Raw genomic sequence first — 26,844 nt, 5'->3', positions numbered from 1 at the left:
CCCCTGCTCCTGCAGCGCGTCCAGGTCGCGGCGGACGGTCATCCGAGATGCCGAGCCGGTCCGCCAGCTCTGTCAACGAAATCCGGCCGGCGCGATTCTCGTAGGATCGAAGAATGCGTTTGTCCCGTGCATTAGTGGATCGCGTACGCGCGGATGATGGTCTGGGTCACGCTGGTGCCGCCGGTGTCGGTGGCGGTTGCTCGCAGTGACACGAAACCGCTGGACGGGTTGGCGACGGTGACGTTCCACCTGTTGTAGCCGGTCGGGATGGCGGGCGTCTTCTGCCAGGTTGTGCCGTCATCGGTGGAATATTCGAGAGTTGGATTCACGACAGGCAGGTTCGGGACCCCGATCTGCCGGTCGACGTAGACCGGAATGGTGTAGCGGCCGGCGGCCGCGCCTTGACTGGCGTCCAGTTTCGCGCCGTACCGCAATGCGTAGAGCGGCAGCGGTACGCCGGCGACGTTGGTTGTCGGCTGCGACCGGAAAGTCCACGACGCGGAGACGTTCGTCGACATCGGGCCGAAAGGCCGGTTGACCGCTACCGCCAAGCGGTATTTCGCCGCCGTGGCGGGTGCCTCGTACTCCAGGTTCGGGATAAACGGGTATTGGTCCTCGGCGACCTTGATGCCTTCGCGATAAAGAATGATGCGACCGGCACTGCCGTCGCCGAAGGCGTAACCGCTGTGTGCTGGATCCGAGTCGGAAAAGATCCAGGGCACCAACACGATCCGGTCGGGATACTGGGCGCTGCGGGTCGCCGGAACGTAGGAGGCCGCGCGGAAGGACGGTCCATAGATGCCCTTGTTCCATACCTCGCTGTACGTGTGTCCGCTCAGGAACCGCCGGGGCTGAGAGTTCTGACTGGAGACAGCGTACGACTTTCCTGGTTCGGTGAGGCGTGTACCGACGACCCACCAGCCGGCATGTGGCGAAAAATAGTCGTCGCTGCCGGCGGCGAGCGGGTGCTCGGTGCCGAATCCGTTCCATCTGGCTGGCATTCCAGGCGCGAACTGGACGTCCGCGCTGTGGTAAAGGATGGCGTCGCTGTCGACCCCGATGTGTTTCCCGGTGAGCTTGGCAAAGCTCGACTTCGAGGCGGTGACCACCGCGCCGTCGGGTGCTTTCCCGAACGTCGGTACGGCGATGTGGTAAAAGTCGCTCACCTCCGCTGGTGGCGCCGCGGCGGCGGACGAGTCACAGTCCGCCGCGACCATGCCGCGGTACGCGGACGGTGCGCTCGCCGGGCCGATGTTGCCGAGATACAGCGACTCCGAGCCGTTGAGAAGGTAGATCTCGTCGTCGAAGCGGCCGGCCACCTGGTAGTGGTAGCTCGGGAGTTGGCAGGAGAAACCCGGGTCCTGGACGGAGAACTTCACCGGCGCCGCCTTACGGGCGTCGACGGTCAAGGAGATGTCGCGGTCGACCATCACCGACGGCGCGTGCAGGTCGGCAGTCCGGGGCAGGTCCGGTGTGGACAGGTCGACGACGCCCTGGACCGAATAGTGGCCCTTGGGAAGCCGTACGACCACGGTGCCGCTTCCGGTCATGTCCTGCGGCACGTTGGGAACCATGCCGCTGGTGTAGTTGATGAGGTCCACGTACTCCAGGCCAGCCGGGTTGCCGTCGATGCCCACGCCGTGCACGGTGACGTTGTAGCTTTCCTGTTCCCGTACGATCTCGAACGGCGTGGAGACGGACTGGCCGCCGGCGGTCGCGACAACTTTCCGCGCATACTGGCCATCCGGCCCGGCAACGCGGGTCTTCGCGGTCAACGTGAGATCCGCCTGGCCGCCGGCCGGAATTGTCAGTGACGAGCCCGAAAGTGTGAACATTCCCGTTGGCGCGGTCTTCCCGCCCGGGCCGGTCGCGGCGAGCGTGGCCCTGACCGTCAGCACCGAAGAACCGTAGTTGCGGTAGGTGAGTTTCTTCGCGACCGGTTGGTCGTCGCGATGGGGCCACTGCTGTACGGGCATGGAAACGCTCGGTGTTCCAACGAAAACCTGCTGATAGGCCCTCTCCACGTCGACCCGACCGGTGCCGGTCTGGAAAACCCCGGTCTGGCCGCCCGGGGTGCCGGCGATCGGTTTCGCCGAATTCATCAGCGCGGTCTTGATGTCCTGCCCGGTCCAGGTCGGGTGCTCGCTGGCAAGGATCGCCGCCGCGCCAGCCACATGCGGTGCCGCCATCGACGTGCCGCTCATGCTGACGTACGCCGGGTTCGGGCTCGGCTCGCCGTCGGTGCCGTTCTTCGCCTTGGCGGCCACGATGTCCACGCCCGGCGCGGAAATGTCCGGCTTGAGCGCGCCGTCGCCGAACCGCGGACCGTAGTTGGAGAAGGTTGCGTACCTGCCCTGTTTGGACACGGCGGCGACAGTGAGCGCCGCGTCGGCGCTGCCCGGCGAGCTGACCAGTGGTGAGCCGGGCGGATGGTTTCCGGCCGCGACCACGAATAGTGCGCCGGTACGCGCCGAGAGGTCATTGACCGCGGACTCGAGCGGGCTGTCGCCGGGAGCGTCGTCGCCGCCGAGGCTCAGGTTGACGACCTTGGCGTGCGCGGTGTCCACGGCCCATGCCATGCCGGCGAGAATCGCCGATTCCTCGCAGCCATCGCCGTCGCAGACCTTTCCGACGGCCAGGGTGACGCCCGGTGCGACGCCTTTGTATTTGCCGCCCGAGGCCGCGCCGGATCCGGTGATGATCGACGACACGTGCGTACCGTGACCGGCATTGTCGTCGGTGTCAGGATCGGCGGTGAAGTTCTGGGCCGCGCCGATCTTCCCAGCGAAATCGGGATGGGTCGCGTCGATGCCGCTGTCCAGGACGGCAACGGTCACGCCCTTCCCGGTGTAGCCCGCCGCCCATGCCTGCGGCGCACCGATCTGCGGCACGCTCTGGTCGAGGGTGAGCCGCATCCGGCCGTCCAGCCAGACCCGGGCGATACCGGGCGCGGCGGTACGCGCGGAGGGTTTCGCGCTCGACCCAGCGGTCACGCTGGACCAGAAGGACGTAGCCTGCGTTTTGGTCTCACGGACGGCCGACATATTCAGCGCGCTGATGTCGCGGCTGACCTTGGCTGCCGACAGCCGCGGGCGAATTTCTTTTGTGTACTGGACAATCAACGGCAGGTCAGCCCGGTGCTCGTCGTCATAACCGTGGGCGACCAGCGCGGTGACGTTGAACAGCCGCGGGTCGAGTGTGCCCGACGCCACCAGCCCGGCGGCGTCGAGCGGGATCACGGACATCTCATCGGCGGCGTCTTTGTGTGCCGTGAACGCGATGTTCTTGACACCGGGCCGGGCCTGCGTACGGATCTGCCCATTGGCCAACAGGATGACCCTGTCGCCCGTCACCAGCGTCACGGTCGTACCGACCGGCAATGGCCCGGGTCCTGCGGCGCGTCCGGCAACCGGCGCGACCAGCCCGCCGGCGACGGTCGCCGTGACAGCTATGGCGGCGATTATCCCGCGCCGGCCAGATCTCTGGTCCCTCATCCCATCAGCTCCCCGTATAGGCAACAGACCGGAGTTTCCGGCGCCTACCGCAATACAGTGACTGAGCGGAACCGGTAAAAAGTTGACAAAGTCATCAAGAACGCCCGAAACCTGCCCGATCAGGGTCATCGGCGGGACTTTTCGGCACTCCGCACGGGCAGCCGGGCCGCCGGAAGGCGCCGGCTTGACGGCCGGGACCATGGTCGCCTCGCGTTTCTAGCGACAGCCTTCTGACCTCCGTTCGCCGGCGGGCGGGCAGATGCGGGCCGATCGCGACCGGTGGTGATGATGCTGGGCGGAGCGATGACCGCACTCGGAGGTGTCGGTCACCTGCTCGCCCCCCGATCTGGGCACGTTGTTGCTGCCCGGCTCGTGTTACCTGCAGGTGAAGCTGCCTTGTTTTCTGGTGCTCTGCCATGGGTTTTGACGGGTACCAAGGCCTGAGCCCGGAGGCAGGGGCCGCCGGCTGGCTTGGACGATCGATGTAGGCCGGGCCTGCCCGGCGGGCCGGTGGTCGCGACCGCGCTCGGCCAGGCGTACCTCGTGCGGTGGGTTGTCGTCGGACTCTCCTGCTTGGCGATAGCGGCGAGTTGCCACGACCCGGCAGGCGGTCTCCGGCGGTCGGTTGGTGCCGACCCGGCAGTGGCACGATCTGGTGCCGGCCGGCGTGGCAATGCCTGGACTGGCCATTGCTCGCGCTGACCACAGCCAGGCAAGGCGACCTGAAGACGTAGGCCAGTCAGGTCGGGCCCTCGTCGCAGCCAAGGTGGGCAACTGCTATGCGCCTAGGCACCCAGGCTAGTACCGGTGGGCATGAGGAAATTCGCCGATCGGGCGGATCCCTCACGCCGCCACGAGTCGCGTCTACGAGGCGCACGGGACCGTCGGCAAGGTCTACGTGCTCCTACCTATACCCGCTATCTCAGGTGGTGGCTGATCCTTGCGATACCGGAATCAACTCATAGAGGTGGGACGCATGAACGAGCACGAGATCACCGAGATCGACGGCGACTGGGAATGGCTCATCGGCGACGATGAGAAGCACAACCACAACCAGACTGAGATCTCCGCGACCGGCGACTGGGAGTGGTTGCTGGGCGACGAGGAGAAGACCAACCACAATCAGAGTGACCTGACTGCCGAGAACGCGCCCGAGTAGCTATGGACGGGCTGGGCGTGGCCAGGATCTGGAATGCGCAGGCGCGGAGGCTGCACGCCGAGGGACGGACGGCCGAAGCCCTCGAACCGGCCCGGGCCGCGCTCGCTCTCGTACAGCGAGTCCGCGGCGCACGGCACGGGGACACCACGAACGTACGCCTCGGGCTGAGCATTATCTGCGAGCGCCTTTCGCTTTACGACGAGGCCGAGGAACAGGCGGAGCGCTCGGTCACGGCCACGGACCATGACGATGCGCCCGTACGGTTGCGGGCGCATGCCCTAAGCAGATTGGCCGCGCTTTCCAGGATTCGCGGACGCCTCGCGCACGCCGAAATTCTCTACCAACACGCGATGGCGCTATCCACGGCGGACGACACCGATCGCGTGTCACTGCTGACCGGTCTTGGCGTCGTTTACAAGGCCACCAAAGAATACGACGCGGCGGAGCGGCTCTACCGGAAAGCGATGGGAATGACCAATCCCCACGGCGCTGCCGCCGCGTCGCTGTGGCACAACCTTGGCGGGCTGGATCACGCGCGCGGCCGATATGCGGCCGGCGAGCCGGCAGCGCGCAGATCGGTACGGATCCGGTCGCGCCTGCTCGGCGTCAAGCATCCGACGGTGGCCGCCGATAAGGCCGCCCTTGCGTCTTTGCTGGTTGGGCAAGGGAAATTTGACGAGGCGGAGGATCTTTACCTTACTGCACTGCTGATCTTCTCCGACGCGTACGGCATGGACAACTACGAGATGGCCGTCACGCACAACGACCTCGGCGCCCTCGCGGCCGCCCGCGGCAACCCGGAACTCGCGCGCCGTCACTACACTCAGGCAATCGCCATCAAGACAAAGATCCTCGGCGCCAATCATCGAGAAGTCGCTCTTACTCAGCGCAATAACCGCCTGCTAGACGGCGGCTCAGAATGACCTGAGCCAAATGGCTGCAACTGCCCTAAGTCGCATGGCAAAGGATCACCCGGTGACGCAGGCACTCCCATCGATGGGCTATTACGGACGAAACAAGCCCAGTAGGAAGATGACGAATCCGATCGGGATGAGAAGCAGGAACAGGACACTGCCGCTCACGAAATGGACAGTCGCTGTCCGGAAGTCTTGGTAGCCAGTAGGAACCCCGTAGTCCACAATGTAATGGACGCTCACCGCATCGCCGCTCTGGTAATACCGCTCGCGGTCGGGATCAGCGAGAGGGACATCAGTGACCGAGACGCCGCCAGCGCCGGTGAACGTACCTCTGCATTGCTGGACCGATCCACTCTTTCCCACCGATACCGACCGACAGGAGGAGATCGTCAAGGTGCCGTCGGCGCCGGAGTGCCCGAAGTATCCCGGTACCTGCTGGATTATGAAGCCGGTCGGGATAATCCCCATCACAAGGAACCACAACCCGGCCACGACCCGAATCCAACTTCTGCGCCGCGATAACGGTGGCGGCGGCACGTGGATCCCGTTGATCGGGTCGGCATTGAACACGACCCGATGGTGGCATTCGAGCCGGTGGTTCCAAACGGCCCAAAGGGCCGACTTTCAGGCCCCTGATCGACCTTGCGCAGCAGGACGAGCGGGCAGGAAGCAACGATGACAGCTCCACCGGCGATGACGGCGGGGCCGGGTCGCGTTTGCGTCCAGTCCTTTGCCGTGCGGGAATGGTGATGTCCAGCTCGACGACCCACGTCTTGACGTAAGCCTCGTCCAGGCGATAGACCTCGGAAAAGGCAGCGTGATGTGCCCGATCCGGAGACGTAATTTACGTACTACTCCTGATTTCGGTGGCACCCGGCAGTCCCGGAAGGTGGACGGCAACGAGTCCATCCCGAGAGGCAACAAAGCCCACATGACAATAGAAGCAAAGCGTGCGTGCGCTCACGGTCGGCGCGCCTTGTCTACGTTGTGGTTGGGTGCCTGTCGAGGTATTCCTGGATTGATTCGCCGGTTTCCCGGATTTCCGGGTCAGGGCTTGCGAGAGCACGCTGGCTGAGGGCGGCCATCAACGTCCTCGCGTCGAGGATGACCAGCAGTGAGTACGCGCAGTTGTACTCGAACTCAGTGACGTCGTCGGCGTCCAACTCGGACCAGATCAGCTCGCTTAACCGTCCTTCATCAACCAGGCCGCGCCTTCGGGCCCGGCGCAGCACCCAGTGCTGTGGGAGATGGCCAACGGAAACAACTGGTCGAGCAGGGCGGGCACCTCGTCCGGAAAGGTGGTGAGAAACTCCAACCCGGCGCTGCGCTGCAAGCCATCGGAAGAGGTCAAAGCCTGCTTCAGCCACTCAGCGCGCCCTGGCGCGTGTAACACCTCGGCACGAGCACGGGCGAGCACCTGCACCGCTTGGACATACTCCGCCCACCGGCTCACTGAGCCCTCCCCGAGCACGCCCATTGCCAGACCCCAGCACATCGTGACCCTAATGCTTCCTGACCTAGCCGGAGCCAACCGACCAACAGATCAGACTCCGGCTCCAGGTGCGACCTGGAGAATCCGCTCGTCAGCAGAAGAGTGCGTTCGCTGAGCCAGAGCGACGAACTCTGCAACATCGAATACGTACGCTCCACCAGTAGAGCGAGCGAAGTTGCCTGTCGATTGGTCGCGTCACCTGCGGATTGAGTTGAGGTAGAAGTTCGATGGCGGGTGATGTTGTGTCTCGTGGGCTGGCCGCGAGTATGTGTGGCGTCTAAAGGCGGCTATCGAGGAGTCGTCGTCCCAGAGGTGTGACGATGTGGAGGACATTTTGGGCGTGGCGAGTGCTGGTGAGTAGTCCGCTGTTTCGCATGATTTTAACGTGTTCGCTTACTGTCGCGGCGGATACGCCGATCGTTTTAGCGAGACGGCCTGTAGTGGCGCCACGACAAGAGTGAATGGCTCGGAGGATGAGTGCCCGCGTCGATCCTAGGAGCGCGGCCAATAGGTGTTCGTCAGTCTCCGTGCTCATATTTTGGGTAATGGTCGGCCGCGCTGGGTACACGACTACCGGCGGTAGTTCCGGGTCGGTCATGGCGACTAATGTGCGTCGACAAAAATACGAGGGGACTAGGATCAGGCCGCGACCGCTCAAGAATACTTCTTTCTCATGCGGGACAGAGATATGTAAGACAGGCGGTCGCCATTGGAATATCGGTCGTAGGTTCGAGAGCGCGGCGTCTAGGCCGCCGTTGAGGAGGTCTCGTATACGAATAGCTATGTCCTGCTCGACTCGTGCGGCGATGTGATGAGCGTAAGGAGCCATCAATGTCTCATGATATACGGTCAGCGCCTGCCCCAATTGCCGGAGAGCGAGCTGGTCGCTACTTGATATCGATGGCGTAAATCGCGACAGGTTGCACCGGTCGTGTAGCAGCGACATATCGCGGTAGAACCGCGAAGGTCCGGCGGACACGACTCTGCGGATCCGTGCTTTGACGTCGACCTCGCCGGGCGCGGGGGTGAGAAAGGCTGAAAAATATTGATGTGGCGGGTTCAGGCTGGCCACAGTCTCGATTGCTTGCCTCACTTCGTCTTTTTGCGCGGCGCGATCAACATGCCGAAGCCATTTGGTAAAAGCAGGATCGCCCTGTCTCCGTAACACCTGACTGCTTAACGCAATCTCCCAGAGCAGATCTGGTTGGTCTATGAAATGTGTGCGGGCGAAATCGGCTGCCTCGAAGTGGATTCTGAGCATAACGCGTTCCCCCCATGCGTTGATCAGATGCGGATGTATCCCAGCCAGCCCGGCGATCGGTCCGCTGTAGGCGGGCCGTCACCGAGACGCGTGCCGTCGGTCGCTCTCGAATCCTTGCTATTTGTCTGCGCGAGCAACTTCCGTAGCCAACTGGATAGACTATTGGACCTAGTCTTATGGTGGTGCGATAGCTGCGAATTGAATCGATGGTGTACCGACCCGAACGTTGGTCCAGGTGGGGTGCTGCCCGTCTATATTGACGTAATAGCCGAGGGGGTTTAATTCAAGGTTGCCGGAAATGCCGCCTTGCGCAGGGGTGAATGTCAGCCCGCCGTCCTTGCTGATCATCGGGGGGATCTGGCTGGTCGACGTACTGATGATGCTTGTGCCAGGACCTGGCAGGATCTCGCCGCTAGGCGGATTGGCGCTGTGCCGTGTAATGAGGGACCAGTTGGTCCCTCCGTCGCGGGTGCCGAAGATTGCCCACTCGTTTGACTCGTCGCTGGTGACTATATAGCCGGTGCGTCCGTCGGTGCTGGCGATGCCCGTGACGTCGGCTGCCTCGAACGGCTTTGGCAGGATGACCGGATGCCAGGTGTCGCCGCGGTCACGGCTGATGCGGGCACTGCCATAGTCGAGGTTAGAACGATCGATTAGCCACACAGATCCGTCGCTGGCCATTGTTCTGCCGGTAGCTGAGGTGAAACTGCCAAAGCGGGCTTGGTGTGCAAGGGGCGCTTCTTGCCCGGTAACCGGATTGATAGCTGTGAGCACCGAATAGTTTTGATCAGCCGGCCTTGTCGTCAGCAACCAACCGGGTGGTATGGCCCCAACCGGGGTCTGCGCTGCCGGTCGGCGAGCCCATGTGCGGCCGTCGTCGTGGGTGATCAATTCACACGCCACAACGGCATGGGCGCCAACTGGCGTAATGTCCACGCAGGCACGAATGGGCATGCTGTAGTAGCGCCAGGTGCGGCCCGCGTCGGTGGTGACCGCGTAGGTCGTTGTCGGCTTGCCGCCCTCGCCGCACGGACCGTCAAAGTAGGTGTAGTACGCCACTTTGTCGGTCGCGTAGTTCAATCCACACACTGACAGCTGGGTCGGCTTGCTCGAGTGCTCGGCAACAATCGGACCGTGCAGCCTTACGTGGCCGTCGGGCGCGATCGGATCGTTGTGATGGACCGTCAGGAAACCGAGGGCGGCGACTATCACGGAGGCAGCCGTGACGACGGCGGCGACGGTGAGGATGCGGTCGCGGATCGAGCGACGCTGGCCTGCACCTCGCACGGCCGTCCAGTCAGGAAGCGTCATCTCCTGGAAGAGCGCGGACCGACCCGCGGAAGCCTGAACATGTACGGATTCGGAGTCAGTCATTCCTGGCCTCCGTCATTGAGACACTTTCCTCGCTCAGCAGGACTGATAGCGCGGCTCGTCCACGTCGGAGCCGCGACTTGGCAGTGTTGACGGATACGCTTGTCAGCTCCGCGATCTCATCTACCGCGAGGTCGAGGAGATAGTGCAGCGCGACTGTCTCCCGCTGCCCGGCCGGCAGGACACGAATGGCGGTGAGAATCGCGACCCTATCCGGCGTCGCCGCAGGTACCGGGTCGGGTGTGGTCGCCAGGAGCCGATGCAGAACCGCAAATCGACGCTTGCGCCGCATCCGGTCACGGGCGATGTTCACGGTCACGATCCGCATCCACCCGACAGGATTTTCGGTCTGCAGAATCCGCCCGGGGTGTGCGTACGCGCGCACGAACGCCTCCTGCATGCACTCCTGCGCCTCACCGAGGTCACCGGTGAACGCATATGCCGCCACGACCAACCTCGGCGCGGCAGCTCGATACAGCTGCTCAAGCACCATCCGCGGGTCGCCCGCCGTGGCCGGATCTGTAGACGCCATGGTTCCTCTCGTCCTCGAGGGCCCGATACCTATTCTTGACGAACGAACAGGCCCTCAGGGTGCATCGCGCATACCCAAGCCGCGCGCACATATACCGGACGTGCACCTCTCAGCCCTACGAACCGGCATGACCAGCACTCACCTCGGCATGAGACTGCGCTCACTCCACAACGGCGACGAATAGATGCAGGCTTCCAATAGGTGCCCACACCGCCGTACGTCCCTCGGCGCCGCCCTAATTGGCACCGACGACCATTCACGAGAGTGACTGGGGCGGAAATCGACTACCAAACCTCGATCACGGAGATACGCTTTTCGGCTGACGCCGAAAAGCGTTGCTATCCGGTGGCACGTCCGAGAGCATGACCACCCTGAACCAACGCTCGCGGGCGGTACTGTTCGGATCCGGGAGACAAGGCCGGTCTCTGCGGACAACCTCAAGAATCGAGTCCAACGATGGGGAAAACCGGCGTGTCACAAATACGACGACTAACGTCCGCGTCTGTGTGCGCGGTAGCTCTGATGGCAGCGTCAGGCTTTGTCATAGCGACGGCGTCGCCTGCTTCCGCAGGCATAGCCGCCACAACAAGCGCTACCAATACGATCATCAATGGCACGACCATCAATATCGGTGTCATCCATGTCAAGGATGGCTCATACGCACACGGTCAGTACGATGTCGCCCTCCCGCCAGACGACGACACCGCTGGAAATCTCGGCTGGTCGACGACCGCCGGATGGTATACAGGGCCCGGATACTGCACCGTGCAGTACCGCTGGGACGCGAACTACCCTATTTGGCGTGTACAGAAACCCGATCTTGGTCCAGGGCAGCACTTCATCGGCCCTGACACGTCCTACCAAATAACAGCGGTATACAAGGCCGCGCATTGTTCCACCACATGAGCACGTCGGCTCCCATCCGGACGTATGGGAGCTGTTCCGCTTTTGTCCTCCCGGTTCCTCTTACCATCCGGACTGGTGCAGTCCTACTAAACCGAATTCACTGGTCCACCTGCGATTGCCGGCCGACCGCAATCTCAGCTCTGGTTGGATCGGGTTTTCTGCGCCGCTGCCTGGAATCTACGATTACAAGGGGGTGTAAAATGGGGATGAAATCAACATTTGCCACGATCGCGGTGGCATTGACGGTTGCTGCCTTGGTCATGCCGGTGCCCGCCGAAGCCGCTCCTCGGATGCTGTATGTCGACAATACCGATGGATCCGGGTGCAGTGACGTCGGGCGAGGCACTCAACAGCAGCCGTTCTGCACAATTCAGGTGGCCGCGGACACAGTGGTGCCGGGCACCACGGTCGACATCACCGGCGAATACCAGGAGAGCGTGACGGTCGGGAGGTCGGGCACACCCCGAGCACCGATCGTGTTCCAAAGCGAAAACCGCAACTTCACCTGGGTGGATGGAACATCGGGCGGGCCTGCCTTCACCATGCACGGCGTGCATGACGTGGTCATCCGAGCGCTCAGCATCGCCGGCGGATCGGTGGACCATGACGCCATCTTCATCACTGGGTCTCAGCGCGTCATCGTTGACAGCAATGCGCTGAGCATTCCGTCACCGGAAGCCCAGGGCTCCGTCGTTCGGGTGACCGGGGCGTCGCGCTCGATCACGGTAAGCAGGAACCTTATTGATTCTTCGTACGGATACGCGGCGATCAGGATCGACTCCGCCGGTGTTGGCAACGTCGTCTCAGCCAACGATATTTCCGGTGGCGGAAACACTGGAGTACGGGTTGCCGACTCGCCAGCCGCGGCGGTCACGGGCAACACGGTGATCCATTCCTGCAACCGGGGGGTGGAGGTGACGGGCCGATCCTCGGGAGCCAGTGTCCAGAACAACATCTTCGCGTACGTCTTCGGCAGTGAAGTCTATTATCACTGCCCTCCGTCCACAGAGATCACCGAGATCAGCGTCGACAGCGCGGCTGTCGCGTCGGGGATAACCGTCGACTTCAACATCGTCTTTCCGTACTCGGAGAATCCACCCTATCGATGGGCCGGTCGCGGCTTCCAGAGCACCGCTGACTTCACGGCGGCGACTGGCCAGGGACGGCACGACCTGAACGTCGACCCGGGTTTCACGTTCGGCGGCGGACCGGCCCTTGCGGAAGGCTCGCCGGCCATCGACTCGGCGAATGCCCAGGCACCCGGCCAACTGCAGACCGATGTTTACTACTGGGACACCCGCGTGGATGATCCTCTCGTCGCCAACACCGGGACAAACCCTGGATACCACGACCGGGGAGCGTGGGAGTTCCAGGATCCGTTCTCGCTCTGGTTCGAGGCCAGCGATCCCACCGGCCCGCGGCTGAACATGATCACGATGACGGCACACCTGGAGGAGAACGCCTGGTCCAGCGGGCTGACGTACACGTACGACTTCGGCGACGGCTCCCCGCCCGTGAGCACTCCCGCGACAACGTACCTGCACACGTACACGGCCCCGGGCGAGTACGTCATCAATGTCTCCTACGCTGCCACCTCTGGCCGCAAGGGAACCACCTCGCTCCCGGTGACGATCGGCCCGCACTCCTAGCGTCCGCGTACGACCTGATGTCCATAGCGGGTACGACCTCATGTCCAGAGATCTCGGCGCGTTGGGTACGTGTCGGTGTGAGTAGGGATCACCCTTCGGTTCGTGAGCAACCCATGCCAATGATCACCCGAAGACCTTGGACGTGAGGTTGTACGCGCCTCTGCATCTGAAGTCGTACGCGGACACCTAGAAGTACCTTGTTGGGTCGAGTCGGCATATCGTGACGGCTTTTCTGTTTGTTTCCGTGGTAAGTTGCTTTTGAGTCTGGTGGCGCGATACTCGCGAGGATCTTGAGCGACGTGTGTTGGATCGGCGGCGTCGATCATGATCGTTGACGCACCTGGTGGTCGAGCCGCGGCGAGCGTACACGCGGCGGTTGGTCGTTCGGCGTTAGCGGCGGCGGCGTCTTCGCAGTCGTATTTGCCGTTGCCCGACCCGGCATGTACGAATCCTGACGTGAGGCAGTCGACGATCGTCAGCACCATCTGCACGTCAGGATGGACAGCGACGATCCGCCCATCGACACCTACACCAATGCCTTGAAAAACAAGGAATCGTTGACCACGGGTGCAGCGACACCAACATGTCCGAGTACGACGAAGACCACTTCCTCCCGCTGGAAGTCGGTGGCGCGCCGAAGGATCCGAACGAATCCCGGAACCTACCGTCGAGCGGGCCATCAGGTGAGTATCGGGACGAGCGAACGGAGCATCCTGATTTGGCGCTGTAGAGACACAACAGGCTTGCAGCGAACTCCGTTGAGGCGCCTCGCGGCGGTCGCCCGGGAGCGACACAGGCGCGTTCAACCCACCTGTTGAGCAGAGAGCGTACGGCGCTGGCAGCATCGGCCGCTCGATCGCCGAGCAGTGAGCCATCTGAGTATCGACGAACTCTGCAACATCGAATACGTACGCTTCACCGGTAAAGCGAGCGACGTTGTCCCCACGTAGCGGCAGAAACAGCTTCTTCGGCCTCTACCTGAGCGGCTTGCGAAGAAATTATCCAGCTGGCAGCGCCTCGTAGGGCGGCGCCTTCGGTGTCTTGGGTGCGAATGAGGGCGAGCTTTGCTGTGGAGGTGGCCGCGATGCCGTGCTGTAGTGGAGTCGACACCTGGTCCCAGGCCGTGCTTATGCCTCCGCCGAGGACGACGATGGTCGCTTCGAAGAGCTGGAGCCACGGGCCGAGCGTGGTGCCGAGGAGGTGGTAGGACCGCTCGACGACGGACTTGGCTCTGTGGTCGCCAGCATCGGCGCGTGCCATCACGTCGGCGGCGTTTGTGGCTTTGCCGCCGGCTGTACGGTAGGCGGCCACCAGAGCGCGTGCGGAGACCACGTCTTCGAGTGGTACGCCGTTGATCGACAACAGGTCGACACGTCCCTCGGGTGGGACCTTGCCGGCGGTGGTCACCGGGTGGCCGGCGTCCAGGAATGACGATCCGATGCCGGTGCCCAGGGTGATGCCGACCGCTCGGGTGTGACCGGCCGCTGCGCCCCATTTCCATTCGCCGAGACCAAAAGCCGCCGCGTCGTTGAGGAAACGGATCGCGTTTGGGGCAGGGGTGATCCTGGCTAGCAGCTCGGCCCCGACGTCGACGCCGTTTAGCGCGGTGAATTTGCCGACGCCGTGGAAGCGGCCGATTCCGGTGTCGTAGTCGAACGGGCCGGGAACGGCGGCGCCCCAGACCGCGCCGGCGGTGGCGATCTCGCTGGCCGCCTCGGCGATTGTCGCCAACAGTTCTCTTGCCGTGGCATCGGCGATGAGTGGTCGGCGTGCGCGGCGGTTGATCCCGCCGGTGGCTGGGTCCACTAGGGCCGCGGTCACGTGTGAGCCGCCGATTTCCAGTGCCGGTAGGGAATTCACGTCGGCCGCGGGTAGTCGATGACTCGTGTCGGGATGATGACCTGTTGGCGGCCGGCCTTGTGATCGCTGGGTTCGTCGATGCGGCTGAACAGCAATCGTGCCGCCTGCCGGCCCACGTCGACCGCGTCGTACGCGACCACACTGAGCGGCAGCTGCAGCAGGTCGGCCAGCTCGATGTCGTCGAACCCGGCCAGCGCCACCGGGGTGGGGCTGTGTCGCAGGCTGCGCAGTGCGCCGACGGTGTTGCGATTGTTGGCGGTGATCAGCGCGGTCGGGGGCACTGGGAGGGCGAGCATCTGCTGGGTCGCTTGCTCGGCGAGTTCGATGTTCCCGCGGTGGCGGCTCACGTGCTGTTCGTCGACATGCAACCCGGCGTCCTCCATCGCGGCCGCATAGCCGCGATAGCGTTCCGAGCCGGTCCACAGCGACAGCGGCAGTCCGAGAAAACCGATGCGGGTGTGCCCTCGGGCGATGAGCTGCTGGCAGGCCTCGTACGTGCCGTTGAAATCGTCGACGAACACGCAGTCGACCTCGATGCCGCGGGGTGGGGTGGCGGCCAGCACCACGGGCGCGCCATCGAGTTGGTCCGGCGCGAGGTGGCTGTGGTCGTTGCTGGCGGGTACGACGACCAGTCCGGCGATCCGGCGTCCGGCCATGTCGAGGACGAGCTGCCGCTCGCGGTCCACGTCTGCGTCCGTGCTGGCAACGACGACACCGACACCGTGTTCGGTGGCCACTTCCTCCACGCCGACCGCGAGCTGGGAGTAGAACGGGTTCGCCAAGTTGGTGACGACCAGCCCGACCAGCTCGTGCGCCGCGCCGGTACGCAGTTGCCGCGCCAGGTCGTTGCGGCGGTAGCCGAGAGCGGCGACCTCGGCGAGTACGCGTTCTCTCGTCGGCTCGGCGATGCCGCTGTCGCCGCGAAGGGCCCGGGATACGGTCATCGCGCTGACCCCGAGCCGCTGCGCGACGTCGCGCATCGTCACCGCGGCCGGTCGCTTCGGTTTGGCGTTCGTCATATCCCCGTCACGTTTGCTTTCACCACCCGTGCTGGGCTGCCGCCGAGGCCGCGTACGTCGTACGGGCCGACGGAGGCTGGTACGACGATGGTCTCGGCGTACCCGAGCTCATGCTCGTCCCCGTTCTCGGTAACGAGTATCACGCGTTCGCCGTCCACCACGTTCAGTACGTGGAACCGGCCATTCGTGTCTTGTGGTGCGCTCGCGCCCGGTTCGACGTGCAGCCTGCGTACCTCGAAGAACATCTCGGGCAGCTGCCCGATGAGTTCCTCGTGCCAGCCGTTGCCAGCGGCCACGCGTCGTGGCTGCTGGACGAGGTTGTCGGCCACTGCCGCGCCGGCGCGTTCGGGGTCGAGGTTGTGAAAGGCGTGCTCGACGTGCACTGGCCGTTGCCGGTCGGAGCTGTCGCGGCGCAGCCAGTCGTAGAAGCGCAGCGAATACAGGTACGGGGTCGCGCTGACCTCCAGAACGACGTTGCCGCGGCCGCTGCCGTGTGGGGTGCCGCCGGGGATGAGGAACAGTTGGTGTGGGGTCGCGGGGAAGGTTTGGACGAACCGTTCGATCTCGAACTCGACGCCGTCGTGATCTGCTCGGTGGGCGCTCTGGTGGAACTCGGCGATGGACGTTTCTTCCCGTAGGCCGAGGAAAATCGTGTTCTGTTCGCTTCCGACCATCACGTAGTAGGTCTCGTGCTGGGTGTACGGCCACCCGAACACCTCGCGCATGTACCTGGACTGGGGATGGCAGTGTACGGACAGGTTTCCGCCGTCGACGGTGTCCAGGTAGTCGAACCGGATGGGGAACGAGGTGCCGAACCGGTCGTACACGTGCGTACCGAGCAGGTCCACCGGGGCGAGCGTCGCGAGCAGCTGGAACGGGACTTCGACGGCGACCTCCGGCGACGTGCCAACCAGCACGCCGCTCTCCGGGGCGATCAGTTCGTAGCCGAGCGCGCTGTTGTGGGCTTGCGGGTTGTGTCCCAGTTCCCGCTTGCCCCACTGGCCGCCCCACGGGGTGGTGTTGAACGTCGGGCGGGTCCGGTGTGGCCGCCGCGCGAGGGCGGCGCAGGTGGCGCGCAGCGCGTGGCCGTCCAGCCAGGCCGGGTTCTCGGCGTCACGGGTGTCCAGCCACAGGTCGACCCGGTTCACGTACGTGTCCCGGTGCCGGTCCAGCAGCGGCCAGTCGACGTAGAACAGCCGGCGGGTGGTCGGGCGGTGGTTGGCGGGGGCGAACAGGTTGCGCCCGGTGCCGGCCACCACGGCCGCCTCGGCGTGGCGCTTGGGCAGGTCGGCCCACCACAGCACGTCCGGGTTGCCCACGGCGGCCGCGCCCGGTCCAATGAGTACGCGCAGGCCCGCGGCCGGACCCGGCTCCTTCTGATCGTCGAGCAGGTCGGCCAGGGTCCCGTCGGCGAGCATCTCAAAATGCGGGTCGTCAGCGAGTGCCGCCGACTGGGTACGGCGTTCCACTTCGTCCCACGGCAGACCGGCTTCGCGCAGGTCGACCACGTCGACGGGACCGCGCGCGGACAGTTCGGTGGCCACCGCTTTGGCCGCACGGTCCCAGTCGAGCACCGCTGGACCGTCGATCGCGAGGACTCGGGTGGTGGCCGGCAGGGTCGCGGCGGCGGCGGCCCAGCCGAGCCGGACCGAGCCGGTGGCGGGTGGGTAATGCGGCTGGGGGTCGTACGCGGACGAAGTCGACACGGCTCAGAACCTTATCGAAAGTTACCGATAACGCCAAGGCTACCTGTAAGTATTGCGTACCTTTCGTGTTACCGATAACGTGCGTGCGGCGAGCCAGTCGGTGAGGTCATGAGGTGGACTGCCATGAACGATCGGAACGACGAGCCCACGTCGGTGTCCCGGCGCGGCCTGCTCGCCGGCTCGCTGGCCACCGCCGCCTTCGCGTTTCTCGTGGCAAACGGCGGCCCGGCTTTCGCCGCGACCACCGTTTCGCCGGAAACCCCTGACGTCGGTGGGATCACGGTCAGCCCGGCGTCGTACGGGTCGGTGTTTGTCGGCGTACGCACCCAGCGCTTCGCTGTCTCGGTCCAGGCCGACGCGATCGGGTGGACGGTGAGGGACGTTTGGGGTGGCATCGCGCAGACCGGAAGCGCCCGGGGCCATGGCGGCCGCGCGACCGTGGAGGTCAACGCTGGCAACGGTTACTACACCCTCGAGGTGGTGGCGAGTCGCGGGAGGCGGCACACCAGCTCGTTCGCGGTGTTGGCGCCGTACCGGCTGCCGGCCGACTCGCCGTTCGGCGCCAACACCCACCTGCCGCCGCTGGCGTCGGTGCCGCTGATGGTCGCGCTCGGCATCACCTGGGCGCGTACGGACCTGACCTGGACCGAGATCGAGCCACCGCCGCTGGCTGGCTGGACGCCCGACACCTATCAGGCCGACGCGACCGTCGAGCTGGATCCGACCGTCGCGCACTCGGGCCGCGCATCGGTGAAGATCGTCAACCGTTCGCCCATCAAGGACAACTTCTACGCGACGATCTCCCAGCAGGTGACTGTCCGCGCCAACACGACTTATGTGTTCGACGCGTGGGTGAAGGGCGAAAACGTCAAGGCGCTGCAGTTCACCGTACGGCCGGACTGGGGCGCGCGGGTCGACGCGCCAACGGGCACGTTCGACTGGACGCGGGTCACGTTCCGGTACACCACCGGGTCCGAGTCGGTTGTGACGTTCCGACTGCTTTCCAGTGATGTCACCGGTGCCGCGTGGTTGGACGACGCGCGGGTCACGGTTGAGGGTTCGAGCCTGAACCTGCTGACCAACCCGAGCTTCGAGCGCGGGCTGATCACCGGGTACACCTTCGACACGTACTCGCCGTTTTTCGCAGCGCTAGCCCGAAACGGTATTCATCCGCTGCCGATTTTGGACTACGCCAACGCCAAATACGACGGCGGCCGCACGCCATACACGGACGCGGGCCGAGCGGCCTTCGCCGCGTACGCCACCGCTGTGGTCCGGCGTTTCGGCCAGCAGTTCACCGCGGTCGAGGTCTTCAACGAATTCAACGCCGGCTGGTTCACCACCGGCCCAGCCAGTGGTGACCCGAAATATTACGCGGCACTGCTGGAAAAGACGTACACGGCGGTCAAGGCCGTCGCCCCGTCGATCGTGGTCGTCGGCGGCGTCACGTACGGCACCGCCGTCGACTGGATGAAGGCCGTGTTCGACGCCGGCGGGATGGCGCACCTGGACGCGGTGTCGAATCACCCGTATGTCGGTGTCCCAGAGTCGCCGGACCCGATCGACGGGTCCGAACGCGAGGTCGCCGCGCTCACGGCGCAGTACAACGGCGGCAAGGCCAAGCCGGTGTGGATATCCGAGCTGGGCTGGTCGCTGCGGGACGGGCTGACGGCCGCCGGTTATCTGGTCCGCGGTCTAGTCCTCGGATTTGCCGGCGGTGTCGAGAAATTCTTCTGGTACGACCTCATCGGCGACCAGAACTTCGGGCTGCTCAACGAAATCGGCGCCGACTCGTACACTCCGCGGCCGGTCTACGCGGCGTACGCGGTCGCCATCCGGATGCTGACCGGACGTACGCTGCACAGCCAAAACGCCACCGGCGCGATCCGCGATTACGTGTTCGCCGACCGGCGCGACAGCGTCTCGGTCCTGTGGAGCACCGACCCGCGTACGGCGGTCGCGTTGCCGAGCGACACGCCGATCGACGTCGTCGACGTCACGGGCGGCAGGACGCGGCTCACGCCACTCGACGGCAGGGTCCACCTGACTCTCACGGGTGCTCCGGTGTACGTGCGTACGGGCGCGGCGGCTGTGGCCAGCGGCCGCTTCGACGTGACCGCACCGGCGGTGGTCCGTACCGCCGACGAGACTGTGACCCTCGCGTACGTCGTGGACAACACCGCGGGCATCGCGCCGGTCAATGCGGTGTTCACCAGCCTGGGCAAGGAAACCCGCGTCACAGCGGCCCGCGGCCAGCGAGTCGACAAAGTCACCGCCGTACCGCTCGGCTCGCTGGTTGCCGGTCGCAACACCATCATCACTGCGGTGACCGTAGGTAAGGGGCAAGTAGCCCGGCTCGTGACAGCCGTCGTCGTACTGGACGTGCCCGCGGATGCGCTGGCCACTGTCGGGGTCGCGGACTGGACCGACCACGAGTTCGCTCTCGCGCCCGCCGGCTATGCCGACTACTCGATCCGGTTCCCGAACGACGTGACCGTCACTGCCGGCACCGACGACCCGGCGCAGTCGTGGTCGTACATTCACCCCGGTCCGGACGACGGCTGGGCCGGCAGCCGCGTACACCGATGCACCCTGGCCTTCGCTCTCACGGCTGTCCCGGCCGCGGACCTGCGGCTGGTCGTGTTCCTGCTGGACACCCACAACACCGCGCCCGGCACGGTCGCCGTCGCACTCAACGGGGGAGCGGCCACGACCGTCGTGTTGCCCAGCGGCAGCGGCGCCGGCTATTCGGCCGGCAGCGCGCTCGACTCGGGCGTCCAGCCCACCCAGTTCACCGTGACACTGCCGGCCGCGCGGCTGGTGGCCGGCCGGAACACGATCACGATCGACAAGACCAGCGGCTCCTGGATGGTGTACGACGCCGTCGGCATCTATCCGGCCTAGCTCTCCCTCACCTCGTTTTGAAAGGTCCTGGCATGCGCAAACTCCGTCGTCCACTCGGCCTGGCGGTGGCCGCACTCGCCGTCGCCGCGTCCCTTGCCCCGTCCCTGGCCGCGTGCGGTTCGGGCGCCAGCTCCGACGGCACCACGACCCTGCACGTGGTGGGCTGGAAGGGCGGCGGCGCCGAGCCGGCCAACGTGGCGCAGATCAACGCGGCATTCCAGAAGTCCCACCCGAAGATCAAGCTCGACTTCAGTTATGTCCCACCCAACGACGTCTATCAGCAGAAGATCCAGTCGCAGCTGCTCGCCGGCAACGCTGCGGACGTGGTCATGGTCGACCCGCAGAAGGTGCAGATCTGGGGCAAGTCCGGCTACTTCGCCGACCTCGGGCAGCGCAGCTGGGCCGCCAGCATCTCGCCGGCGGTGAAGTCGTTTGTCAGCTACCAGGACAAGGTCCTCGCCTCGCCGATGGAACTGAGCCCGGTCGGCGTCTACGTGAACCTGGACATCCTCGCGAAGGCCGGCGTCACCGCACCGCCCACCGACTTCCCGGCGTTCCTGGCGGCTCTCGGCAAGCTCAAGGCGGCCGGCCAGCCCGGCTATTCGTTCCCAGACGCGCAGGGCTACATGGCCGAGTTCGTGATGCTGATGTCCGCCGCGACCACCGTCTACCAGGACAACCCGAACTGGGATCAGCAGTTCCTGCAGGGCAAAGTGACCTTCCCACAGTCATTCAGGGAGCCGCTCCAGCAGATCCAGCAGCTCGGTACGAACGGATACGTCGACTTCAAGAACGCCGTCGGGACCGACGAGGCGACCACCGGCCAGCCGGACTTCCTCGCCGGCAAGTCCGCGTTTTTCGCGGGCGGCTCGTGGTCCGCGGCCGCGCTCAAGAAGGCGCCGTTCAAGCTGGCGTTCGTCCCGTGGCCAGGCGGCAAAGTGGGCGTCAAGCCGAGCGCACTGCTGTTCCCTGGCACGATGTGGGCGGTCAACGCGCGCAGCTCGCAACAGGACGCGGCCAAGCAGTACGTCGACTTCTGGTCGAGCTCGCAGAACCTCGCGCCGTACCTGTCCGCGGAGGTCGCCATCAGCCCGTTCGGAGCCAGCACCGCCGGGGCCGATCCGCTGCTGGCCACCATGGCCGACGCGTACGCCACCAAGCGGTTCGCGCTCTTTCCGACGAACACCTGGAACCTGGCCGCGCCGGAGACCAAGATCCGGTCGATCCTGCAGAACTTCCTGCTCGGCAAGGCCGACGTGACGGCCACCCTGACCGCCATCCAGAACGCGGCAAAACCCGCCAACTCCTAAGAACGGAAAACACACGTGTTCCGCCGACGCGGTCGACTCACGGCGATCCTGTTCCTGCTGCCGGCGCTTGCCGTGTACGGGGTGTTCGTGCTGTATCCCCTGGTTCGCGGGGTGCTGCTCAGCTTTACCGACAACCTGGGCGGCCCGGTCAGCAATTTCGTCGGGCTCAAGCAATACAAGACGCTGTTTCAGGACGCGACGGCGATGCACGCGCTCGCGCACACCGTCATTTATGCGGCGGTGGTCCTTGTCGTTCAACTGACCCTCGGCCTGCTCGCCGCGTCGGCGCTCGCCTATCGGGTCCGCATCCGACGTACGGTCAGCAGCCTGCTGTTGCTGCCCGCGCTGATCTCGCCGGTGATGGCGTCGTTCATCTGGTCGTACCTCTACCGGCCGGACGGCGGCATCAACACCGCACTCGGTGAGCTCGGGCTGCAGGCGCTCCAGAAGATCTGGCTCGGTGACCCGTCAATCGCGCTCTACGCGGTCGCCGCGGTCAACATCTGGATGTTCGTCGGCTACTCGTGCGTGATCTTCCTGGCCGGCTATGCAGGCATTCCCAGCGAACTACTGGACGCGGCCGTCATCGACGGCGCGAACCGGTGGCAGCGTTTTCGCCGGGTGGAATGGCCGATGCTCGCACCGGCGCTGACCGTGAACGTCACCCTCAGCCTGATCGGCTCGCTCGGCGTCTTCGACTTCCCGCTCGTGCTCACTGGCGGCGGACCCGTGGACTCGACCAACACCCTTGCTCTGGTGATCTACCGGGACATCTTCAACAACAGCGACTTCGCGATGGGTGCTGCGACAGCGATGCTGCTGCTGGTGCTCGTGATGGTCGTGTCGACGGCCGCAAGTGTACTGCTGCGGCGACGGGAGCGTGCGCTGTGACCGAGATATCCGTCCGTGCAGCGGAGAAAGTCGACTCGGTCCGCAATGGACGCAAGCGCCGCGGCAGGCCGCGTGGCGTGGTGTTCGATGTGGTGGTCGTGCTCGCCGCGGTCGCGTTCACCTCGCCTTTCCTGTTCACGCTGCTCGCGTCTTTCCGTACGGCCGCTGACCTTGCCCGCGCGCCGCTGGGGTGGCCAAGGGCGTTCACGATCGAGAACTACGTGATCTCGATCAACCAGATCCACTACGTCAGCAGCGTGCTGAACACCGTCGTGCTCACCGCCGGGTCGTGCGCCGTGGTGTCGATTATCGGGGCGATGGCGAGCTATCCACTTGGCCGGCTGACCTCGCATCTCAGCTCGCTGGTCTACCGGCTTTTTGCGGTCGGCCTGACAATTCCGCTGTTCGTCCTCATCTCGCCACTGTATTTGCTGATGCGCGACCTCGGCCTGCTGAACACCCACCTCGGGCTGATTTTCATCTACACCGCGCTCAACCTGCCGGTGTCGGTGTTCTTCTACACCAGCTTCGTCCGGCAGATCCCGCTCGACCTGGAGGAGGCCGCGGCGCTCGACGGATGCGGCCCGTTCCGTACGTTTTTCGTCATCGTGTTCCCGCTGATGCGGCCGATCACCGGCACACTTCTAACCTTCGTGTCACTACAGGTGTGGAACAACCTGGTGGTGCCACTGGTGTTCCTGCAGGACCCGGGCAAAAGCACGGTCATGGCCAACGCGTACTCGTTCGCCGACCCGCACACCCTGCAGCCGACCCAGCTGTTCCCGGCGGCGCTGCTGGGCGCCCTGCCGCTTTTCCTGCTGTTCCTGATCTTCCAACGCCAGGTGGTACAGGGAATGACGCAGGGAGCGGTGAAATGAGAGTGCTGGTCACCGGCGCGAGCGGCGGCATCGGTCAAGCCGCCGTACGCCACCTGGTCGGCCAAGGCGACACGGTGCGGACGCTGGACCGTGCCGGGTCCGTGGCGGTGGACGCGACGGACGAAGCCGCGGTCGGCGCGGCGGTCCAAGACTGCGACGCCGTGGTGCACCTGGCCGCACTGCCCCATCCCACGCTGGGCACACCCCGCCGGGTGTTCAGCAACAACGTCGTGTCCACGTTCACCGTGCTCGCGCAGGCTGCCGAACACGGCGTGTCTCGCGTGGTGCTGGCATCGAGCATCAACGCGCCCGGCATCGCCCTGAACCCGCACGGCCCGCTCCCAGCGTACTTCCCGCTGGACGAGGACCTGCCGACCTACATCGGCGACGCGTACTCACTGTCCAAACAGGTCGACGAGCTGTCCGCCGAGATGGCCGCGCGCACCTGGGGCCTGGACGTGGTTGCACTGCGGTTCCCGCTGGTCAAACCGCGTACCGAGCTGATCAACATCGCCAAGTCTGTCGCACGGCACCCGGCTCAGATGATGCGCACGGGCTGGGCGTACCTGACGGCCGACGACGCCGCGCGGGCAATCGCCGCCGCGCTGGTCGCCCAGATCAAAGGCGCATACGTCATCGGACTCAGCGCCCAGGACACCCTCCTCGACATGCCGACCCAGCAACTCGTGGACACGTACGCTCCCAGAGTCCCGTGTCGCTGGCCATTCACCGGCACGGAGCCGTTGGTTTACACCTTGCGGGCCCGAGAGCTGCTGGGCTTCCAGCCGCGAGAGTCGATCCACACCGGGAGGCGGGACTGATGCGGATCACCGCCGTCGAGACGTTCGTGCTCACCAACCGGCACGCACTGGTGAAGGTCTCCACGGACGAGGGGGTGGCGGGCTGGGGCGAGTGCACACTCGAGAACTGGGTCCGGACCGTCGCCGCCGCCGTAGAACGCATGACCGACCATCTCCTCGGCGCGAACCCACTCCGGATCACCGCCCTGTGGCAGACCCTCGCCCGCGGCGGCTTCTACCGCGGCGGACCAGTGCTCTCATCCGCGGTCGCCGGCCTCGACCAAGCACTATGGGACATCAAGGGCCGCTGGCACGGTGTCCCGGTCCACGAACTGCTCGGCGGCCCGACCCGCGACAGCGCCCGAATCTACGCCCATGCGAACGCGTCCGACCGGACCGGCGACCCGCGACGGGCACGCGAACACGCCGCCGCCGGCATCACCCTGATCAAGGTCGCGCCCCAGCACCAGATCGGTTTCCTGGAGTCGCCAGACCCGATGCTGGCGGACCTGGCCGCCGTACGCGAGGCCGTGGGCGGCAGCGTCGACATTGGCCTGGACCTGCACGGACGCAGCTCGGTCCCGCAGTCTCGGCGGCTGCTCCCGCTGCTGGCGCCGCTGGGCATCGCCTTTGTGGAGGAACCGCTGCGCCCCGAGCACAGCGACCAGCTCGGCTCACTGGTCAACTGCTCGCCGGTCCCACTCGCCGTCGGCGAACGGCTCTACTCCAGAACGGACTTCCGCCGCGTACTGGAAGCAGGCGTGGCCATCGTCCAACCGGACCTCAGCCACGCCGGCGGCATCACCGAATGCTTCCGCATCGCCACCCAGGCCGAGACGTACGACGCCCAGATCGCCCCGCATTCACCAATCGGCCCGGTGGCGCTGGCCGCGTGCCTGCAACTCGCCTTCGCCGTACCGAACTTCTACGCCCAGGAACAGTCCCTGAACCTGCACCTCGGCCCGAACGCCACCACCTCGATCCTCACCGACTCCGGCCCGCTCACACCAGTCGACGGCCACCTACCCCGACTGACCGGCCCAGGCCTCGGCATCGAGGTGAACGAGGACGCCGTACGCTCCGCCGTCAACCACGGCCCACTCGAACCAGGGTCACCGACCTGGAACTACCCAGACGGCAGTTTCGCAGAATGGTAAGAAAACACCGCGTCTCCGTGTCGGATTTCCATCTACAGCCACAACACCGCCGCCAAAGTACGGATCCGTCACGGGACGAGTAACGCCTCTGGCAAACGCGGCGCGACCACTGCTCGATGTACGCGATAGTCCACACCTCCCACGCCGCAGGCCCAGTGCTGTGGGAGATGGCCAACGGAAACAACTGGTCGAGCAGGGCGGGCACCTCGTCCGGAAAGGTGGTGAGAAACTCCAACCCGACGCTGCACTGCAAGCCATCGGAAGAGGTCAAAGCCTGCTTCAGCCACTCAGCGCGCCCTGGCGCGTGTAACACCTCGGCACGGGCCAGCGCGGGGGCTTTGGCCATTGGTGCCTTTGACCGCTCCCAGGTCTGGTTCGCGCCGATAGCGGCTGCGGACTGGAGCCGGTGCACCAGTTCGGTCAGCGTGTGGCCGTCCATGCCGGTCAGCGACACGGGCGTGGCGGCCAGTTGTGTGTCTACGAGCTTTTTGATCTCCCGTAGCGCATGCACGGCTTGCCTGGCCCAACACCACGCGGCCTGGTCGGTCTGTTCAGTGATGGCCTGCCATTCTCGCAAGACGTGGGCGCCACACAGTGCGTGCACCGCGCTGGTGTGGGTGTCATACGGCGCCCACGCGTCGTGCACGGCGACTCCGGTGAACGTGGGTAGCACGCCAGCGGCGTCCATCGCTTGGACTCCGCGCCGGTCGTGCGCGGTAATCAGTGAGTACATACCGGTGGACGCCGAATGTGGAAGCCGGGCGCCATCGCCGTTACACAACACGAGACCTGCAGGCGCTGCAACACATGCAAAGCCTGGTCGCCGCTGGTACGCCACCGGCGATGGCAGCGGCCACCGTACGCGCCGCCCAACAGTCAGCACCCCAGACCTCTGACAGCGCCGATCAACTCATGGTTCCCTATGACTGGCGGGCCTTGGTCACCGTCGTCTCGACTGCCCCACGACGGGTGGACACGGCCACTGCCGTCGACCTTCTGCAGGATGCTTTCGAGCAGCACGGGGTGGTACGTACCTGGCAACAACTGTGCCTTCCGGCGATGGCCGCCATCAGCGAGCCATCGGCTGACGACGCGGAGTGCATCGAGGCTGAACATCTGCTGTCGTGGGCGATTCAGGCAAGCCTGCACCAGGCGGTGCCGGTCGCACCGCCCCGCGAAAACCAGGCGGCAGCGGTCCTACTTGCCTGCCCGGCCGGCGAGCAACACACCCTGGCCATGGAAGCGGTCCGCGCGGCCTTGACGGAGATCGGGACAGCCAGCCGCGTGTTGGGGGCCAATGTGCCCACCGACGCCCTCGTCTCGGCGGCCGCCCGCGTGGAGATTTCGGCTGCATTGCTCTGGGCACAGACCAGTCGTACGGCACGAGTCGGCGCGTTGCGCGCGCTGCGCGCTCACCTGGACACCCTTGTCGCCGCCGGTCCCGGATGGGACCCCGAGCGACTACCGAACGGCGTCCAACAAGCCACGAACCTGCCCGACGCCATCGACCTGCTCACGCGGGGCCACCAATGAGAAGA

General features: G+C 65.2%; 21 protein-coding genes. 10 read left to right on the top strand and 11 right to left on the bottom strand.

The features are described from left to right. Positions 1 to 131 precede the first annotated feature (131 nt). Positions 132 to 3,494 carry a S8 family serine peptidase gene (locus ABD301_RS11270; RefSeq protein WP_344309607.1) on the bottom strand — a complete coding sequence of 1,121 codons (3,363 nt, stop codon included), beginning with the start codon at positions 3,492 to 3,494 and terminating at the stop codon, positions 132 to 134. Between the two features lie 976 nt (positions 3,495 to 4,470). On the opposite strand from ABD301_RS11270, the gene ABD301_RS11265 reads away from it, so the two are divergent. Then, positions 4,471 to 4,653, top strand: coding sequence for a hypothetical protein (locus ABD301_RS11265; RefSeq protein ID WP_163568793.1), 183 nt, complete (start codon positions 4,471 to 4,473; stop codon positions 4,651 to 4,653). Positions 4,654 to 4,655: 2 nt separating this feature from the next. Then, on the top strand, positions 4,656 to 5,576 hold the full coding sequence (locus ABD301_RS11260; protein ID WP_163568792.1) for a tetratricopeptide repeat protein: 921 nt from the start codon (positions 4,656 to 4,658) through the stop codon (positions 5,574 to 5,576). Between the two features lie 81 nt (positions 5,577 to 5,657). On the opposite strand, the gene ABD301_RS11255 is transcribed toward ABD301_RS11260, so the two are convergent. From ABD301_RS11255 to ABD301_RS11235, 6 genes are all read right to left on the bottom strand, one after another. Then, positions 5,658 to 6,140, bottom strand: coding sequence for a hypothetical protein (locus tag ABD301_RS11255; RefSeq protein WP_344309603.1), 483 nt, complete (start codon positions 6,138 to 6,140; stop codon positions 5,658 to 5,660). Between the two features lie 410 nt (positions 6,141 to 6,550). Then, positions 6,551 to 6,733: a hypothetical protein gene (locus ABD301_RS11250; RefSeq protein ID WP_163568790.1), complete on the bottom strand. Its 183-nt coding sequence runs from the start codon at positions 6,731 to 6,733 to the stop codon at positions 6,551 to 6,553. A gap of 20 nt (positions 6,734 to 6,753) precedes the next feature. Next, complete coding sequence (locus tag ABD301_RS11245) at positions 6,754 to 7,023, bottom strand: hypothetical protein (RefSeq protein ID WP_163568789.1); 270 nt, start codon at positions 7,021 to 7,023, stop codon at positions 6,754 to 6,756. Positions 7,024 to 7,339: 316 nt separating this feature from the next. Beyond that, positions 7,340 to 7,597 (bottom strand): ArsR/SmtB family transcription factor, encoded by a 258-nt coding sequence (locus ABD301_RS42390; protein WP_390624038.1) that lies wholly within the window; start codon positions 7,595 to 7,597, stop codon positions 7,340 to 7,342. A 900-nt stretch (positions 7,598 to 8,497) separates the two neighbouring features. Then, entirely contained in the window at positions 8,498 to 9,697 is a 1,200-nt protein-coding gene (locus tag ABD301_RS11240; protein ID WP_344309600.1) for a WD40/YVTN/BNR-like repeat-containing protein, read from the bottom strand. Continuing rightward, positions 9,690 to 10,226, bottom strand: coding sequence for a sigma-70 family RNA polymerase sigma factor (locus ABD301_RS11235; RefSeq protein ID WP_163568785.1), 537 nt, complete (start codon positions 10,224 to 10,226; stop codon positions 9,690 to 9,692). The genes ABD301_RS11240 and ABD301_RS11235 overlap by 8 nt, the downstream gene beginning before the upstream one ends. A gap of 1,112 nt (positions 10,227 to 11,338) precedes the next feature. Here ABD301_RS11235 and ABD301_RS11230 point away from each other — a divergent pair. After that, positions 11,339 to 12,781 carry a right-handed parallel beta-helix repeat-containing protein gene (locus ABD301_RS11230; RefSeq protein WP_344309596.1) on the top strand — a complete coding sequence of 481 codons (1,443 nt, stop codon included), beginning with the start codon at positions 11,339 to 11,341 and terminating at the stop codon, positions 12,779 to 12,781. Positions 12,782 to 13,696: 915 nt separating this feature from the next. Here the strand turns inward: ABD301_RS11230 and ABD301_RS11225 are convergent. Genes ABD301_RS11225 through ABD301_RS11215 form a run of 3 tightly spaced genes read right to left on the bottom strand, consistent with a single transcriptional unit; the run spans position 13,697 to position 17,366 of the window. After that, a complete protein-coding gene (locus tag ABD301_RS11225; protein WP_344309594.1) occupies positions 13,697 to 14,641 on the bottom strand; it encodes an ROK family protein in 945 nt (314 codons plus the stop codon). Continuing rightward, a complete protein-coding gene (locus ABD301_RS11220; RefSeq protein ID WP_344309591.1) occupies positions 14,638 to 15,660 on the bottom strand; it encodes a LacI family DNA-binding transcriptional regulator in 1,023 nt (340 codons plus the stop codon). Before ABD301_RS11220 ends, ABD301_RS11225 begins: the two co-directional genes overlap by 4 nt. Beyond that, complete coding sequence (locus ABD301_RS11215) at positions 15,657 to 17,366, bottom strand: class I mannose-6-phosphate isomerase (protein ID WP_344309589.1); 1,710 nt, start codon at positions 17,364 to 17,366, stop codon at positions 15,657 to 15,659. The genes ABD301_RS11220 and ABD301_RS11215 overlap by 4 nt, the downstream gene beginning before the upstream one ends. Positions 17,367 to 17,489: 123 nt before the next feature. Between ABD301_RS11215 and ABD301_RS11210 the strand changes: the two genes are divergently transcribed. Genes ABD301_RS11210 through dgoD form a run of 6 tightly spaced genes read left to right on the top strand, consistent with a single transcriptional unit; the run spans position 17,490 to position 25,306 of the window. After that, positions 17,490 to 20,270, top strand: coding sequence for a polysaccharide lyase family protein (locus tag ABD301_RS11210; RefSeq protein WP_344309586.1), 2,781 nt, complete (start codon positions 17,490 to 17,492; stop codon positions 20,268 to 20,270). Between the two features lie 32 nt (positions 20,271 to 20,302). Further along, positions 20,303 to 21,580, top strand: a complete 1,278-nt coding sequence (locus ABD301_RS11205) for an ABC transporter substrate-binding protein (protein ID WP_344309584.1) — start codon at positions 20,303 to 20,305, stop codon at positions 21,578 to 21,580. A 15-nt stretch (positions 21,581 to 21,595) separates the two neighbouring features. Beyond that, positions 21,596 to 22,471, top strand: a complete 876-nt coding sequence (locus tag ABD301_RS11200; protein WP_344309581.1) for a carbohydrate ABC transporter permease — start codon at positions 21,596 to 21,598, stop codon at positions 22,469 to 22,471. Then, positions 22,468 to 23,349, top strand: a complete 882-nt coding sequence (locus ABD301_RS11195) for a carbohydrate ABC transporter permease (RefSeq protein ID WP_344309578.1) — start codon at positions 22,468 to 22,470, stop codon at positions 23,347 to 23,349. The genes ABD301_RS11200 and ABD301_RS11195 overlap by 4 nt, the downstream gene beginning before the upstream one ends. Beyond that, a complete protein-coding gene (locus ABD301_RS11190; RefSeq protein WP_344309576.1) occupies positions 23,346 to 24,170 on the top strand; it encodes an NAD-dependent epimerase/dehydratase family protein in 825 nt (274 codons plus the stop codon). Before ABD301_RS11195 ends, ABD301_RS11190 begins: the two co-directional genes overlap by 4 nt. Continuing rightward, entirely contained in the window at positions 24,170 to 25,306 is a 1,137-nt protein-coding gene (gene dgoD / locus ABD301_RS11185; protein ID WP_344309573.1) for a galactonate dehydratase, read from the top strand. The genes ABD301_RS11190 and dgoD overlap by 1 nt, the downstream gene beginning before the upstream one ends. Here dgoD and ABD301_RS11180 read toward each other — a convergent pair. After that, the gene (locus tag ABD301_RS11180; protein ID WP_163568779.1) at positions 25,236 to 26,039 is read right to left on the bottom strand and encodes an IS66 family transposase; all 804 of its coding nucleotides are present in this window, start codon (positions 26,037 to 26,039) and stop codon (positions 25,236 to 25,238) included. The genes dgoD and ABD301_RS11180 overlap by 71 nt on opposite strands. A gap of 74 nt (positions 26,040 to 26,113) precedes the next feature. Here ABD301_RS11180 and ABD301_RS11175 point away from each other — a divergent pair, with 74 nt between their 5' ends. Further along, on the top strand, positions 26,114 to 26,839 hold the full coding sequence (locus ABD301_RS11175) for a hypothetical protein (protein ID WP_344309571.1): 726 nt from the start codon (positions 26,114 to 26,116) through the stop codon (positions 26,837 to 26,839). Positions 26,840 to 26,844: the final 5 nt, after the last annotated feature.

It is taken from the genome of Fodinicola feengrottensis (genome assembly GCF_039530045.1).
Classification (GTDB): Bacteria; Actinomycetota; Actinomycetes; order Mycobacteriales; family HKI-0501; genus Fodinicola; species Fodinicola feengrottensis.
This window is presented reverse-complemented; position numbering and strand designations above follow the sequence as displayed.